The sequence below is a fragment of the Candidatus Pelagibacter sp. Uisw_106 genome (assembly GCF_047724975.1).
GTDB lineage: Bacteria > Pseudomonadota > Alphaproteobacteria > Pelagibacterales > Pelagibacteraceae > Pelagibacter.
The window spans coordinates 224,587-239,703 of sequence record NZ_CP159819.1 but is presented as its reverse complement, the minus strand read 5'-3'; the positions used below and the strand labels follow the sequence as shown (position 1 = coordinate 239,703).

At 30.4% G+C, this 15,117-nt stretch carries 12 protein-coding genes and 1 pseudogene; 5 read left to right on the top strand and 8 right to left on the bottom strand.

Annotated features, from left to right (window positions below; translation table 11 throughout):
* Positions 1 to 43 precede the first annotated feature (43 nt).
* From ABXT45_RS01280 to nadC, 3 genes and pseudogenes are all read left to right on the top strand, one after another.
* On the top strand, positions 44 to 925 hold the full coding sequence (locus ABXT45_RS01280) for a YgfZ/GcvT domain-containing protein (protein WP_415313898.1): 882 nt from the start codon (positions 44 to 46) through the stop codon (positions 923 to 925).
* A gap of 50 nt (positions 926 to 975) precedes the next feature.
* The gene (gene nadA / locus ABXT45_RS01275) at positions 976 to 1,965 is read left to right on the top strand and encodes a quinolinate synthase NadA (protein ID WP_415286657.1); all 990 of its coding nucleotides are present in this window, start codon (positions 976 to 978) and stop codon (positions 1,963 to 1,965) included.
* A gap of 5 nt (positions 1,966 to 1,970) precedes the next feature.
* Positions 1,971 to 2,803, top strand: a pseudogene (nadC, locus tag ABXT45_RS01270) (carboxylating nicotinate-nucleotide diphosphorylase).
* Here the strand turns inward: nadC and ppdK are convergent.
* Genes ppdK through ABXT45_RS01250 form a run of 4 tightly spaced genes read right to left on the bottom strand, consistent with a single transcriptional unit; the run spans position 2,800 to position 9,209 of the window.
* Positions 2,800 to 5,463 (bottom strand): pyruvate, phosphate dikinase, encoded by a 2,664-nt coding sequence (gene ppdK, locus ABXT45_RS01265; protein ID WP_415313896.1) that lies wholly within the window; start codon positions 5,461 to 5,463, stop codon positions 2,800 to 2,802. The pseudogene nadC and the gene ppdK sit on opposite strands and share 4 nt — an antisense overlap.
* The gene (gene glyS / locus ABXT45_RS01260; RefSeq protein WP_415313894.1) at positions 5,463 to 7,529 is read right to left on the bottom strand and encodes a glycine--tRNA ligase subunit beta; all 2,067 of its coding nucleotides are present in this window, start codon (positions 7,527 to 7,529) and stop codon (positions 5,463 to 5,465) included. The genes ppdK and glyS overlap by 1 nt, the downstream gene beginning before the upstream one ends.
* Positions 7,529 to 8,413, bottom strand: a complete 885-nt coding sequence (locus ABXT45_RS01255) for a glycine--tRNA ligase subunit alpha (RefSeq protein ID WP_415313892.1) — start codon at positions 8,411 to 8,413, stop codon at positions 7,529 to 7,531. Before ABXT45_RS01255 ends, glyS begins: the two co-directional genes overlap by 1 nt.
* Complete coding sequence (locus ABXT45_RS01250) at positions 8,403 to 9,209, bottom strand: S49 family peptidase (protein WP_271482881.1); 807 nt, start codon at positions 9,207 to 9,209, stop codon at positions 8,403 to 8,405. The genes ABXT45_RS01255 and ABXT45_RS01250 overlap by 11 nt, the downstream gene beginning before the upstream one ends.
* Positions 9,210 to 9,321: 112 nt before the next feature.
* Between ABXT45_RS01250 and ABXT45_RS01245 the strand changes: the two genes are divergently transcribed.
* The gene (locus ABXT45_RS01245; protein WP_415278517.1) at positions 9,322 to 10,335 is read left to right on the top strand and encodes a polyprenyl synthetase family protein; all 1,014 of its coding nucleotides are present in this window, start codon (positions 9,322 to 9,324) and stop codon (positions 10,333 to 10,335) included.
* On the opposite strand, the gene pdxH is transcribed toward ABXT45_RS01245, so the two are convergent.
* Complete coding sequence (gene pdxH, locus ABXT45_RS01240; protein ID WP_415313891.1) at positions 10,332 to 10,958, bottom strand: pyridoxamine 5'-phosphate oxidase; 627 nt, start codon at positions 10,956 to 10,958, stop codon at positions 10,332 to 10,334. The two genes, ABXT45_RS01245 and pdxH, sit on opposite strands and share 4 nt — an antisense overlap.
* Positions 10,959 to 10,991: 33 nt before the next feature.
* Between pdxH and aroC the strand changes: the two genes are divergently transcribed.
* The gene (aroC, locus tag ABXT45_RS01235) at positions 10,992 to 12,074 is read left to right on the top strand and encodes a chorismate synthase (RefSeq protein WP_415313889.1); all 1,083 of its coding nucleotides are present in this window, start codon (positions 10,992 to 10,994) and stop codon (positions 12,072 to 12,074) included.
* Positions 12,075 to 12,085: 11 nt separating this feature from the next.
* On the opposite strand, the gene dxs is transcribed toward aroC, so the two are convergent.
* Genes dxs through ABXT45_RS01220 form a run of 3 tightly spaced genes read right to left on the bottom strand, consistent with a single transcriptional unit; the run spans position 12,086 to position 15,106 of the window.
* Entirely contained in the window at positions 12,086 to 13,999 is a 1,914-nt protein-coding gene (gene dxs / locus ABXT45_RS01230) for a 1-deoxy-D-xylulose-5-phosphate synthase (protein ID WP_415313888.1), read from the bottom strand.
* Positions 13,999 to 14,871: a polyprenyl synthetase family protein gene (locus ABXT45_RS01225; protein WP_415313886.1), complete on the bottom strand. Its 873-nt coding sequence runs from the start codon at positions 14,869 to 14,871 to the stop codon at positions 13,999 to 14,001. Before ABXT45_RS01225 ends, dxs begins: the two co-directional genes overlap by 1 nt.
* Positions 14,861 to 15,106: an exonuclease VII small subunit gene (locus ABXT45_RS01220; RefSeq protein ID WP_415313885.1), complete on the bottom strand. Its 246-nt coding sequence runs from the start codon at positions 15,104 to 15,106 to the stop codon at positions 14,861 to 14,863. Before ABXT45_RS01220 ends, ABXT45_RS01225 begins: the two co-directional genes overlap by 11 nt.
* Positions 15,107 to 15,117 lie beyond the last annotated feature (11 nt).

Genomic DNA, 15,117 nt, shown 5'->3' with positions numbered 1-15,117 from the left:
AAAAAGTAATTATATCATATTCAGGCATCAATCAATTATGAATATGCAGAAAGTATATATTTTAGAAGATAGAGGAATTCTCTATATAAATGGAGCAGATGCTAATGAATTTTTACAAAATATGATTAGTAACGACATTAATAAGGTTAATGAAGACAATAGTTGTTTTGCATCACTACTAACTCCACAAGGAAAATTTTTATTTGCTTTTATTGTTGTAAAACATAAATCTGGTTATTTCATAGATTGTGAAAAATCTCAAACAGAGGCTCTCTTTAAGCAACTGAGCATCTACAAGCTTAGATCTAAAGTTGAAATTATGAATTTAAGCAATGAATTTGTAATTGCAGCATTTAGCCGTGAAAAGTTTTTAAAATTTGAAGGTGCCAAGGATCAACCTGGAAACACAATAAAATATAGGGAGGATCCGATTATATTAGACCCAAGAAATAAAGAACTAGGTGCAAGGCTTATTATTAATTTAGAAAAACTTTACCTGTCTTTAAAAAAATTAGAGCTAAAAGATTCTCTAATTGCTGAATATTATGAATTAAGTCATGAATTAGGAATTGCTCAAAAAGAAATGAATAAATTACAAAATAAATTATTTGGAATTGAGTGTAACTTTGAGGAATTAAATGGAATAGATTTTAAAAAAGGCTGCTATGTTGGTCAAGAAAATACAGCCAGAATAAAACTAAAGAACAAACTTTCTAAAAGATTATTAGCCATACAATTAATCAGTGGAAAATTAACTGAGGGTGCTTCAATTTATGCTAATGATATTGAAATAGGTAAAGTGTTGATTAATGATGAGTATCCTTTTGCATTGATCAAATATCTAGATGAAAACTTTAAAAAAAACAGTGAATTAAAAAGTGAAAATGCAATTTTGAGAATAAAAATGCCAAATTGGATACGGTAGTGTGGCATAATAAGGAATGACAAGTATTAACCTAATTGATAAGTTTTGACATGGAATTTACACCAGAAGTAAGAATAGCAACCGATCCTATTTATCAAAAAATCTCAAAGGTTATGCCTGAGATTGAGTGGTCAGTTCATGCTCCTTATATCCATAGAATTAATCAATTAAAAAAAGAAAAAAATGCAATTATACTTGCTCATAATTATCAAACTCCAGAAATTTATCATGGTATTGCAGATGTTGCAGCAGACTCGTTAGCTCTTGCAATTGAGGCTTCAAAAACTGAGGCCGATATTATTGTAATGGCAGGGGTTCACTTCATGGCCGAAACATCTAAGTTAATGAGTCCTGAAAAAAAAGTTTTACTTCCTGATATGACTGCTGGTTGCTCTTTATCATCATCAATCACAGGTAAAGATGTAAGATTGTTAAAGAAAAAATATCCAGGGGTACCTGTTGTCTCATATGTAAATACCTCTGCAGATGTTAAAGCTGAAACAGATATTTGTTGCACATCTGCAAATGCAGTTAAAATTGTAGAATCTCTTGGTGTTAAAAAGGTTATTTTTTTACCTGATGAATACTTGGCAAAATATGTTGCTTCCCAAACTGAAGTTGAAATTATCGCTTGGAAAGGTATTTGTATGGTTCACGACCAGTTCACTGAAAAAGAAATACATGATATTAGAGCAAAAAATCCTGGTATTAAAATAATAGCTCATCCAGAATGTCCACCTGACGTAATTAAAGCAAGTGACTTTGCTGGATCAACTGGTGGGATGATTAAATATGTTAAGGACAATCAACCTAAAAAAGTTATGATGGTTACTGAATGTTCAATGAGTGATAATATTCAAGTAGAAAACCCAAATGTAGAATTTATTAGACCGTGTAACCTTTGTCCTCATATGAAAAAAATTACATTACCAAAAATTTTAGATTGCCTAGAAAATGAAACAGGTGAAATCATAATGGATAAAGAGACAATAGAAAAAGCAAGAATTCCTGTTGAAAGAATGGTTGCAATAGGCAGATAACAAAAGTGTCTCAAATTAAATTAAGTAATTATTATATCAAGAATATTGTAAAGCTTGCTTTAAATGAAGATCTATACCCCTCTGGTGATATTACCTCAAACTTAGTAAAGAATAAAAATATTATAAAAGTTAAATTAATTTCCAATCAACAAGCTGTGCTAGCCGGATTAGAATTTGCGAAACAAACATTTAAATTAATAGATAGCAAAATTAAATTTATTATAAAAAAAAAGAAGGCTCCTTAATTAATAAGAATGATGTAATAGCTACAATTGAAGGTAAGGCTGAAAATATTTTAATTGGCGAAAGAGTTGCTTTAAATTTTATGAGCCATATCTCTGGAATTGCCACTAAAACTAATCAATTTGTTAAGTTAGTTAATAAAAAAAGTAAAATTTGTTGTACAAGAAAAACAATTCCAACCTTAAGGGTAATACAAAAGTATGCGGTTAAGTTAGGAGGAGGTACAAACCATAGATTTAACCTAAGTGATGAATTTCTAATTAAAGACAATCACATAGCAAGTTCAGATATTAAAACTTTAGTCTCTCTTGCAATCAAAAATAAAAAAGGAAAAAAAATTACTGTAGAGGTTGATAATCTAAATCAGCTTAAACAAATAATGGGTTTAAAATTTAATACTGTTTTGTTTGATAATATGAACAATAAAACACTTAAAGCGGGTGTTAAAATGGCCAAAAAATATTACGAAACTGAAGCTTCTGGAAATGTAACCCTAAAATCAGTTAAAAAAATTGCAGCTACTGGTGTTAATAGAATTTCTATTGGTAGCATTACTCATAGTGTGCCTGCTATAGATTTTAAATTAGAAATTTAATTTTTTTTGGACAACTCTGCTTGTGCAGCAGCTAATCTTGCTATTGGAACTCTATATGGTGAGCAAGAAACGTAATCTAAACCTGCATTTGCACAAAAGTGAATACTTTTAGGGTCTCCACCATGCTCTCCACAAATTCCAAGTTTAATTTTTTTATTTGTTTTTCTTCCTTTTTCAACTGCAATTTCTATTAAATCACCTACTCCATCATCTATAGAGATAAATGGGTCTATAGAAAAAATCTTATTATCAAGATAATCATTTAAAAATTTACCACTATCGTCTCTACTTAAACCAAATGTTGTTTGAGTTAAGTCATTAGTTCCAAAACTAAAGAACTCCGCATGTTTAGCTATATCATCAGCTTTAATTGCTGCTCTTGGCAATTCGATCATTGTACCAACTAAATAATCTACTTTAATTTTTTTATCTTTTTGAACTTCTTTTGCAACTCTCACTACTAAATCTTTCATTATTCTAATCTCAGCTTCGGTTGATACTAGAGGAATCATGATCTCTGGAAATGCCGACTTAATTTTTTTTATCTTAAGTTCAGATAAAGCTTCAAAGATTGCTCTACATTGCATTTCATAAATTTCTGGAAATGAAATTCCCAATCTACAACCTCTATGACCTAACATTGGGTTTTGCTCATGCAACTCATTAATTCGAGACTCAATTTCTTTTAATGGTAAACCCACAACTTTTGCCACATCATTAATTTCTTTTTCTGTTTTTGGAAGAAACTCATGTAACGGTGGATCTAACAATCTCACTGTTACAGGAAGGCCATTCATAATTTTAAATATTTGAATAAAATCTTTTTTTTGGTGTGGTAAAAGCTTTTCTAGTGCTTTGTTTCTGTCTTCTACTGTTTTTGATAAAATCATTTCTCTGACAGATAAAATTCTTTCTTCATCAAAAAACATATGCTCTGTTCTACAAAGCCCTATACCTTCAGCACCAAAGTCTCTTGCAGTTTTTGTGTCTAATGGTGTTTCCGCGTTAGTTCTTACTTTTAATTTTCTAAAATTGTCCGCCCAGCTCATCAATTTAGAAAAATCTCCTGAGATTTCAGGTTTAACTGTTGGCACTTCTCCTAGAATAATTCTTCCTGTTGACCCATCAATTGTAATAATGTCTCCTTCTTTAATTTCGACAGAAGATGTTTTAAAAGTTTTTGCGTCATAGTTTATATCAATCTCACTAGAGCCAGAAACACATGGTCTTCCCATGCCTCTTGCAACCACTGCGGCATGACTAGTCATCCCACCTCTTGCTGTCAAAATTCCTTTGGCAGCATGCATTCCATGAATATCTTCAGGTGAGGTTTCAACACGTACTAAAATAGTATCCTGCATAACATTGTTTAATCTTTCTGCTTCTTCTGATGTAAAAACAACTTTACCACTTGCAGCACCTGGAGAAGCCGGTAAGCCATTTGCAATAACGTTTGGTGTGCTTTTTTCATCCAATGTAGGATGTAACAATGTATCTAAAGAAGCAGGATCTATTCTCATTACTGCTTCTTTTTGAGAAATCAATTTTTCTTTAACCATATCAACTGCAATTCTAACAGCTGACTTTGAGGTTCTTTTTCCAGACCTTGTTTGTAGCATCCACAATTTATTATTTTCAACTGTAAATTCTACGTCTTGCATGTCTTTGTAGTGTTTTTCTAAAATCTTTAAAATCTTATCCAATTGTTTAAATACTTTAGGCATAGCCTCTTCCATCGAAGGATCTTTTGCTTTTGCATCTTTTCTTGCTTTTTTTGTAATGTACTGAGGAGTTCTTGTTCCTGCCACCACATCTTCTCCTTGAGCATTAATTAGGTACTCGCCATATACTTCATCAATACCATCTGATGGATTTCTTGTAAAGACAACTCCAGTTGCACAATCATTGCCCATATTGCCAAATACCATTGATTGAACATTGACTGCAGTTCCCCATTCAGCAGGAATTTGATTTAATTTCCTATAAACTTTTGCTCTATTACTTTCCCAGGATAAAAATACAGCGCTAATAGCACCTAATAATTGATCATATATGTTCTGAGGAAATTCTTTTCTAGTTTGATCTTTAATAACTTTTTTGAAATCATTAATTAATCCCTCCCAATCTTCTGCATCAAGATCTGTGTCTAAAAGAACGCCTTTAGTTAGTTTATAATTTTCAATTAATTCTTCAAAATGATAACCTTCGACACCCATTACAACATTACCATACATCTGAATAAATCTTCGGTAACTATCATTTGCAAATCTGTTATTAGAAGTTTTTTTTGAAAGCGCAATAACAGTCTTATCGTTTAAACCTAAATTTAAAATTGTATCCATCATTCCTGGCATTGAAACTCTTGCACCAGATCTTACAGATAACAGTAAAGGATTTTCTAAATCCCCAAATTTTTTTCCAACTTCTTCTTCAATAATTTTTAGTTCTTTTTTTATGATACTAACTATTTTTGAATTTAGTTTTTTCTTATCTTTATAAAATAATTCACAAACTTTCGTTGAAATTGTAAAACCAGGAGGAACTGGCAGTCCCATTCTGCCCATTTCAGAAAGGTTTGCACCTTTTCCACCTAAAAAATTTTTTGGATTTTTAATCTTTTTTGAATCTTTTGATTTAAAATTTAAAATTATCTTATTCACTATTTGATTTCTATATTTGAAAAATTTACGTAATTATCAAATGTTCTACATAACATTTGTAAAAGTTCCAATCTGTTTTTTTTAATATTTTTATCATCATCGTTGACCTTAACATTATCAAAAAACTCTGAAGTTACTTTTTTAGCACCAGCTAGAATTTCAAGCGTTTCCTTATAGTTTTCATCCTTACCAATGTTTGTAAAATATTTTTTTATTTCATTAATCTTTTTAAATAGATTTTTTTCATAGTCATTTTTAAAAATACCAGGGTCAGTTGTATTTGATAGTTCAATATCTGCATTTTTCAACTCACTATCAAGTATACTAGAAGCTCTCTTGTAGCTTGTAATAATATCCCCTCCTATTTCTTCGTTAATTAGTCCATTAAATGTTGAAGCTTTTTTATATATTTTATTCAGGTGGTCTATTCCATGGGCTTTTATACTGGCATCTATTATCTCTGCTCTAATTTTTTTCTCTTTCATATAATACTTTAATCTGTCCATTAAAAAATCAGACAGTTCTTTTTGAGATGAGTCGTTTGAAAAATTAAAACCTTGGTTTTTATGAAGTAAAGTAGAATAGCTAATAAGATCTTTAATTTTAAACTCTTTATTATTATCGATTAATAGCCTTATTACACCAAGTGCAGATCTTCTAAGTGCGTAAGGATCTTTTGAACTCGTTGGTTTTTGATTGATCCCAAAAAACCCAACTAAAGTGTCAATTTTATCAGTTAAAGCTAAAGCAATACTAAATGGTTTTTTTGGTGTCTTACTATCAAGTCCAGTTGGCAGATAATGTTCACTTACAGCTAAAGCTATTTCTTTATCAAAACCTTGCACTTCAGCAAAATGTCCACCCATAATTCCTTGAAGCTCAGGAAATTCACCAACTATATCAGAAACTAAATCAACTTTACAGATTGATGCTGATAGCTCAACTTGGTCTTTACTGATCAATAGTTCATCAGAGATCATTCCTCCAAGCTTTCTCATTCTTTGAATCTTATCAAAATAAGATCCAAGACCTTTAAAATAGTTTATACTTTTTAATTTTGAAACTTGCTTAACTAAATTTTGTGATTTATTTTTTTCCCAAAAGAATTGTGCATCACTTAATCTTGCTTCTACAACTCTTTCGTTACCCAGTTTAATATAACCTTTTTCATCATTGTTATTTGCCACAACTAAAAATTCATTGGTAATTTTTCCTTTTTTGTTAAATGTTGGAAAATATTTTTGGTGATATTGCATTGTAATTATCAAAATTTCTTTTGGAATATTCAAAAATTTCTGATCAAATTTGCATATAATAATATTCGGTTGCTCAACTATATCTGTGACTTCATCTAAAAGTTTATTGTTTGACTCAACAATAAAATTATTTTTATTAGATATTTTTTCAATTTCTTTAATAATAAATTCTTTTCTTAGTACGTGATCTATAATTATTCCTGATTGATTGAAGAAATCTTTATAGCTTTTAAAATTTTTAAATATTTTCTTTTTATCTTCAAACTCTTTATCGGTAAATGTTGTATTAGAAGATATTAAATGATGAAATTTAAAATCTAGGCTTTTATCATCAAAAACTGCTAAAATAGATTTTAGCGGTCTTGCCCAACTAAGATTATAGTTTCCCCAAACCATAGATTTTTTCCATTGTAATTTATCAAGGATTAGAGGCGTATATTTTTGAAGTAAATCTATGGTGTTAATTTTATTTGATGGTTTCTTGAAAAAATAGAATTCTCCTTTTTCTATCTTTTTTTTAAGTAGATCTTTTTTATCTATTTGATTTGATCTTAGAAAGCCCTCTATAGCTTTTTCTGGTGCATTAACATTTGGTCCTTTTATTTCTTCAGCTTTTTGTGTTATTTCCTTAGATAGACCCTCAAATAAAATTATAAGACGATTTGGTGTTGAAAATGAAGAGCTTTTTTTAAATAAAATTTTTTTTTCTTCAAATAAATTTTGAAAATTTTGTAATAAAGTATTACGTGAGTTACGCTGCAAACCAGCCGGTATTTCCTCACTAAACAGCTCTAAAAAAAATTCTGACATTAATCTGTTTGACTGCTTAACCAACTTTCGGCAACTGCTTTTGTAATGTCTCTAATACGCCCTATATAACCTGCTCTTTGAGCAACACTTATAACTCCTCTTGCATCCAAAATATTGAATACATGGCTTGCTTTTAAACATTGATCATATGCAGGTAGTGAAATTTTTTTTTCTACTAAAGCTTTTGCTTCAAGCTCAAACATATCAAACATTTTGAACAGATTATCTGTATTAGCGTGTTCAAAATTATATGCAGAGAACTCTTTTTCTGCTTGAAGAAACACATCCCCATATTTTACACCTTCATCATTCCATAATAGATCATAAACATTTTTCATTTGTTGAGTAAACATACAAATTCTTTCAAGACCATATGTAATTTCAACTGAAACAGGCTTGCATTCAAATCCAGCCATTTGTTGGAAATATGTAAATTGAGTAATTTCCATTCCATCACACCAAACTTCCCATCCTAAACCTGCCGCACCTAAAGTTGGACTTTCCCAATCATCTTCAACAAACCTAATGTCATGTTCTTTGTGATTTATACCGATAACAGCCAAACTATTTAAATAAAGTTTTTTGATATTATCTGGTGATGGCTTTATTAAAACTTGAAATTGATAATAATGCTGCAATCTATTTGGATTCTCTCCATACCTTCCATCAGTAGGTCTTCTTGATGGCTGAACATAGGCTGCCTTCCACGGCTTAGGTCCTAGAGATCTTAAAGTTGTAGCAGGATGAAAGGTTCCAGCCCCTACCTCAATATCGTATGGTTGAAGAATAACACAACCATGTTTACCCCAATATTTTTGAAGATTCAAAATAGTATCTTGAAATGATTGAAATTTAGGTTTTATAATTTTTTCTTTAGAAGCCATATCTTTGCCAGATAGATCTTTCCTCTAAAATATTTGCTAGTTGATCCATTTGATTGCTTGATGAGGAAAGTTTTTTACTTAACCAGCCTTTAGATTTTTCAAATTTTTTAATAACAACATCTTCACCAAATTTTTCTTTTAAGATTTCATTAGCATTACCTAATCCATCAATCAAACCTAGCTCTTTTGATTTACTACCTGCCCAAAACTCTCCTGAGAATAATTCAATACCATCTTTTTTAAGTTTAGATCCTCTGCTTTCTTCTACAACTTTAATAAAGTCTTTATGTAGATCTAATTGAATATTCTTAAGTCTCTCAATATCCTCTGACTTCTCTTCTTGAAATGGATCTAGTGAACTTTTATTTTTTCCTGCCGTATGAACTCTTCTTTCTACACCAATTTTTTTAATCAATTCTGTAAATCCAAAAGATGAATAAATTACTCCTATAGATCCAATAATTGAGCTTGAATTTGCATATATCTCATCACCTGCACAAGCTATTAGGTATCCACCAGAAGCTGCAACATCTTCTGCAAATACTATTACTTTTATTTTGTTTTTTTTGGCTTGAGCTCGAATAAATTTATAGATTAAATGTGATTGTACGGGTGATCCACCTGGTGAATTGATTGTAATTGCCACTGCTTTAGCTTTTTTTAGGGAAAAAGCTTTTTCTATAATCTCTTCTTGTCCTGCAAAATCTATGCCCTGTTTAAACTTTCCAGCATTACCAATCACACCATTTAGCTTGATATGAGCTATTATTTTTTTCTTTTTAAAAAAAGAGAACATTGTTAATCCTTATAGAATTTTTGATTTAATATAAAGCCTACTTATAGTTGAAGATTAAGGTGCGTCAATTGATAAGTAATAAATATAACTTAATTATACTAACTTATTTTTTATGGGAACTGTAGTTCAGCTAAGAAACCAAATAAATAATTCATATTATCAACTAAAAGATTCAGTAGATGAAAAATTAGTTTTAGTTGAAGAAAAAATTAAATCAAAACTCCTGAGTGAAGTTGATCTAGTTCAAAAAATGACTGAATATCATATTGACTCTGGTGGAAAAAGATTAAGAGCTTTATTAACTCTTGGTTCTGCTAAGTTGTGTGGCTACACTAAAGGAGGCCGAGACATTAATCTAGCTGCATGTGTAGAGATGATACATGGGGCAACTTTAATGCATGATGATGTCATTGATCTTGGAAATATTAGAAGAGGTAAAAAAACATTAAATTCAATTTGGGGGAATCACTCTTCTGTATTAATTGGAGACTATCTTTTAAGTAGATGTTTTGAGATGATGGTTGATGATGGGAATATAGAAGTTTTAAAACTTTTATCCTCAACTTCGTCAAAAATTGCTCAGGGAGAAGTATTACAACTACAACACAAGGGTGAAGTTGATATGTTAGAGGAAACCTATTTTAAGATTATTACAGCAAAAACAGCTGAACTTTTTTCTGCAGCAACTAAAGTTGGTGCAATTCTATCTAACAAAGAAACAAAAGAAAAAGAAGCACTAGAGTTTTATGGAAAAAACTTAGGCTTAACATTTCAAATTGCTGATGACACCCTAGATTACAATTCTGATCTAAAATTTTTTGGCAAAAAAATTGGCAAAGATTTTCTTGAAGGTAAAATTACACTACCTGTGATTTTATTATTTCAAAATGTATCACCAGTAGAAAAAGATAAATTGAAAAATATTTTTAAACAAGAAACAAGATCAAATGAAGATTTAAATTTTACTTTAGAACTTATTAAAAAATACAACATAATCAATGAGTGTCACAAAAAAGCTGAACATTTTATTAATCTTGCATCAAATTCTTTAACTGTATTTAAAGATAGTGATGAAAAAAAGATTTTAGAAAGTCTCACTTCGTTTAGTCTACAAAGAACCTTTTAAGGACTTAATAAAGATTTAACCCAGTTACCCTCATTATCTTTGGTATATTTAAGTCTTTCATGAATTCTGCTATCTCCATCTAACCAAAATTCTATACTCGTAGGTATTAAATTCCAACCTGACCAATGCTCTGGTCTAGGAACACCATTTTTATTACTATATTTTTTTTTATATTCTTCTATTGAGCTTAAAAGCTCATCTCTATTATTTAATATAGTGCTTTGTTTTGAGGCCCATGCTCCAATTCTGCTCTCATAACCTCTACTGTTATAATATTCATCCGCCACTTCATTAGAAACTTTTTGTACCATTCCATTAATTCTAACTTGTCTTAGAAGACTTTTCCAATGAAAGCACATTGATGCTTTTGGGTTATTTTTTAATTCATTTCCTTTTTGACTATTTAGATTGGTATAAAAAACAAATCCATCTTTGTTAAAGTCTTTTAATAAGACCATTCTAATTGACGGAGAATTATTTTCATCTGATGTGGCTAAAGCAAGTGCATTTGGATCATTTAATTCTGTTTTTTTTGCCTCATTCATCCAAACTTCAAATAAATCTATTGGATTTATTTTATCTAAAAAGCATTTATTAAGGCCTAATGAGTTTTTTTGATTCATAATTTTAACAAAATAATCTATATACTATAGATAATGTCATTTAATACTTTTGGAAAGCAATTTCGTTTCACAACATGGGGAGAATCTCATGGCCCAGCATTAGGCTGCGTCGTTGATGGTTGCCCACCTAATATAAACTTAAAAGAGCAAGATATTCAAGTTGAGCTAGATAAAAGAAAACCAGGACAATCAAAATTTACAACACAGAGAAAAGAAGATGATAAAGTACAAATTTTATCAGGTGTATTTGAAGGCAAAACGACTGGGACGCCTATTTCTTTAATTATTTACAATCAAGATATGAGATCAAAAGATTATGGAAATATCAAAGATAAATTTAGACCTGGGCATGCTGATTTTACGTACTTTAAGAAATATGGAATAAGAGATTACCGTGGTGGTGGAAGATCCTCTGCAAGAGAAACAGCTGCAAGAGTTGCTGCAGGTGCAATTGCTAAAAAAGTTTTAGAGAATAAATTAGGTAAAAAATTTAAAGTTGTAGGTGCTGTTACTCAACTGGGAATATTGGGATGTGATACTAGCAAATGGAACGATCTAACAATTAATAAAAATCCCTTTTTTTGTCCTGATAAAAATATGCTAAAAATTTGGGAAAAATATTTGCTAGATATAAGAAAATCTGGATCATCTTGTGGTGCAATTATTGAGGTAAGAGCTAAAGGAATTCCTGTTGGCTTAGGTGCTCCAATTTATTCTAAATTAGATATGGATATTGCTTCTGCAATGATGAGTATTAATGCTGTTAAAGGTGTTAACATTGGTTCGGGAATGAACTCTGCACAATTAAGTGGAGAACAAAATTCAGATGAAATTTCACAAAAAGGTAAAAAATTAAAATTTGATTCCAATAATGCTGGTGGAATTCTTGGTGGTATTTCAACGGGACAAGAAATTGTTGTTTCATTTGCTGTTAAACCAACTTCATCGATTTTAACAACTAGAAAAACTATAGATAAGTTTGGAAAAAATACTACAATTTCTGTTAAAGGTCGGCATGACCCTTGTGTTGGCATTCGTGCAGTACCAGTGGGAGAAGCAATGATGAATTGCGTTTTATTAGACCATTATCTAATGAACAAAGCTCAGTGTAGCTAATTTTTTTAAATTTAATTTTTAACTACTTTTATCGACTCTTTTGTAAATAAAATATCTAGTATTTTTTTTGATATTTGAGATGCATTAAGACCAGCAACATCATACATTTTTTTTGGACTATCTTGTTCAATAAAAATATCAGGCAGTATCATGGTTCTAAATTTTAAACCTTTATCAAATATACCTTTTTCTGATAATAGATTTTCTACATGAGAGCCAAAACCTCCAATAGACCCCTCTTCTACAGTAATCATTACCTCATGTTCTCTCGCACACTTTAAAATAAGCTCTTGATCTAAAGGTTTAGCAAAACGTGCATCAACTATCGTTGATTCAATTCCTTTATTTTTTAATTCTGCAGCTGCGATTTTGCATTCTTCCAATCTAGTTCCTATACTTAAAATACAAACTTGTTTTCCTTCTTGAATAATCCTTCCTTTTCCTATTTCTATTTTTTCATCTATAGATGGTAATTCCGTTCCAATACCATTTCCCCTTGGGTATCTAATAGCACAAGGTTTGTCGTTAATAATCATAGATGTATTTATCATTTTAACTAATTCTGACTCATCGCTTGGTGCCATTACTATAAAATTAGGAAGAGTAGAGAGATAAGTAATATCAAATGAACCAGCATGAGTTGATCCATCAGCGCCTACCAAGCCTGCTCTATCTATTATAAATCTCACAGGTAAACTTTGGATAGCGACATCATGAACTACTTGATCATAAGCTCTTTGTAAAAAAGTCGAATAGATTGCAACATATGGTTTATAACCTTCCGTTGCTAGTCCTGCGGCAAAAGTCACTCCATGCTGTTCAGCAATTCCAACATCAAACATTCTTTTTGGAAAATCTTTAGCAAAAATATCCATACCTGTTCCTCCTGGCATAGCAGCAGTAACGCCTACGACTTTACTGTCTTTTTCTGCATGTTTAACTAAGGTATTTGCAAAAACTTTTGTATAAGCTGGAAGGTTTGTTCCACTTTTCACCTGTTCACCAGTTACAACATTAAATTTTGAAACACCATGATAATGATCGCTAGCTTTTTCAGCATAAGAATAGCCTTTACCTTTTTGAGTTTTTACATGAATCATTATTGGGCCTTGATATTTTGAGTCTCTTGCATTTTTTAAAATTGGTATAAGTGTAGATAAATCATGTCCATCTATTGGGCCAACATAATAAAAACCTAAAGAATTAAAAAGAGTACCACCAGTTACAGCTGATCTTAAAAAATCCTCAGCTTTTCCAGCTTTTGCACTAAATCTTTTAGAAAAAGCAGAAGCTATTAATTTAAAAGTTTCTCTTAAACTAAAATAAATTTTTCCTGTTAAAAGTTTAGCTAAATAGGTTCTCATAGCACCTACTGGTTTTGCAATCGACATATCGTTATCATTTAAGATAACAATCATTTTTGTTTTTGAAGCACCCGCATTATTCATTGCCTCATATGCCATCCCTGCACTAATTGCACCATCTCCTATGACTGCAATTATATTGTTTAATTTATTAGATAATTTGCTTGCTTCTGCCATACCTAGAGCAGATGATATTGATGTTGAGCTATGTGCTGCACCAAATGGATCATACTCACTCTCAGATCTTTTTGTAAAACCAGACAATCCATTACCTTGTCTCAAAGTTTTAATTTTTGACTTTCTTCCAGTCAAAATTTTATGTGGATAAGTTTGATGACCCACATCCCAAATCAGCCTGTCATTTGGAGTGTCAAATATGTAATGCAAGGCAACAGTTAGCTCAACAACCCCAAGACCTGCACCTAAATGTCCTCCCGTTTCAGATACTGCATCAATCATCTCTTTTCTAACCTCATTAGAAACCTCTTGAAGATCACTCTCTGATAATTTTCTTAAATCAGAAGGAAAATTAATATCTTTTAAAAATTTGTTGTCTTGCATTATTTATTTCTTTTTAGAATGTAGTCTAAGGTTTCATTTAAACTATTAGTGTTTGAACTATATTTATTTAAATCTTTAATTATTTTAGACTTAATTTTGTCAGCATATTTAATAGCATTTTGATATCCTAGTAAACTGATTAAAGTAGCTTTACCTTTTTTCTTGTCTTTCCCTGTTAGTTTGCCAGCAATGACAGTGGAGCCTTTAAAGTCTATTAAATCGTCAGCAATTTGAAATAAAAGTCCAATATTGGACCCTATATTTTCAAAAAACTTTATTTGTTTATCATTTTTTCTCTTAATAATAATTGGAACAGCACAACAAAAGCTAAAAAGCTTACCAGTTTTTTTTATTTCCATCTCTATAATTTTACTTTTAGAAACTTTTTTTTTTTCAAAACTAAGATCTAAATACTGTCCACCAGCTATTCCTAAATGTCCAGAAGACTCAGATAGTTTTTTTACTAGATCTACTTTTATTTTTTCATTTATCTTTAAGCTCGAACTAACCAGGATTTCAAAAGCCATTGTTAAAAGTGAGTTTCCTGCAAGTACCGCTGTGGATTCTCCAAATTTAATATGTGTAGAAATTTTTCCTCTTCGTATTTTATCATCATCCATACAAGGTAAATCATCATGTATTAATGAATAAGCGTGAATACACTCAACTGCAGCACCAATAGAAATTAATGTTTTATAATTAATTTTAAATATAGCTCCTATATCAATTAAAATTTTTGATCTAATTTTTTTTCCACCTGGAAATAAGCCATACTCCATAGCTGCAACTAATTCTGTTCTTTTTTGTTCTTTAATAAATCGCTTTAAAAATAAGTTTGTATCTTTTGCTATTCTAGCAAGTTTATTTTGCATTTTTTTTTGAACTTATATCGTTAATTTTTTTTTTTGTTTCTTCATTGATCATTTTTGAAGTTTTATAGAATTTTTTTTCAATGGTATTATTTAATTTTAATAACTGTTGGTATGAATCAATTGAATTCTGTAGGTCTTTTTCTGACTCTAAAGATTCAATAATATTATTTGCTTCTTTTGTTAGTTCCTCAAGAGACTGTGTGTTATTATCAGGTGGTAAATTTTTATCTTTCATATAATAATAAT

Coding starts and splice junctions, on each gene's coding strand:
- ABXT45_RS01280 (WP_415313898.1), top strand. CDS start 44: ATGCAGAAAGTATATATTTTAGAAGATAGAGGAATTCTCTATATAAAT.
- nadA (WP_415286657.1), top strand. CDS start 976: ATGGAATTTACACCAGAAGTAAGAATAGCAACCGATCCTATTTATCAA.
- glyS (WP_415313894.1), bottom strand. CDS start 7,529: ATGTCAGAATTTTTTTTAGAGCTGTTTAGTGAGGAAATACCGGCTGGT.
- ABXT45_RS01255 (WP_415313892.1), bottom strand. CDS start 8,413: ATGGCTTCTAAAGAAAAAATTATAAAACCTAAATTTCAATCATTTCAA.
- ABXT45_RS01250 (WP_271482881.1), bottom strand. CDS start 9,209: ATGTTCTCTTTTTTTAAAAAGAAAAAAATAATAGCTCATATCAAGCTA.
- ABXT45_RS01245 (WP_415278517.1), top strand. CDS start 9,322: ATGGGAACTGTAGTTCAGCTAAGAAACCAAATAAATAATTCATATTAT.
- pdxH (WP_415313891.1), bottom strand. CDS start 10,958: ATGAATCAAAAAAACTCATTAGGCCTTAATAAATGCTTTTTAGATAAA.
- aroC (WP_415313889.1), top strand. CDS start 10,992: ATGTCATTTAATACTTTTGGAAAGCAATTTCGTTTCACAACATGGGGA.
- dxs (WP_415313888.1), bottom strand. CDS start 13,999: ATGCAAGACAACAAATTTTTAAAAGATATTAATTTTCCTTCTGATTTA.
- ABXT45_RS01225 (WP_415313886.1), bottom strand. CDS start 14,871: ATGCAAAATAAACTTGCTAGAATAGCAAAAGATACAAACTTATTTTTA.
- ABXT45_RS01220 (WP_415313885.1), bottom strand. CDS start 15,106: ATGAAAGATAAAAATTTACCACCTGATAATAACACACAGTCTCTTGAG.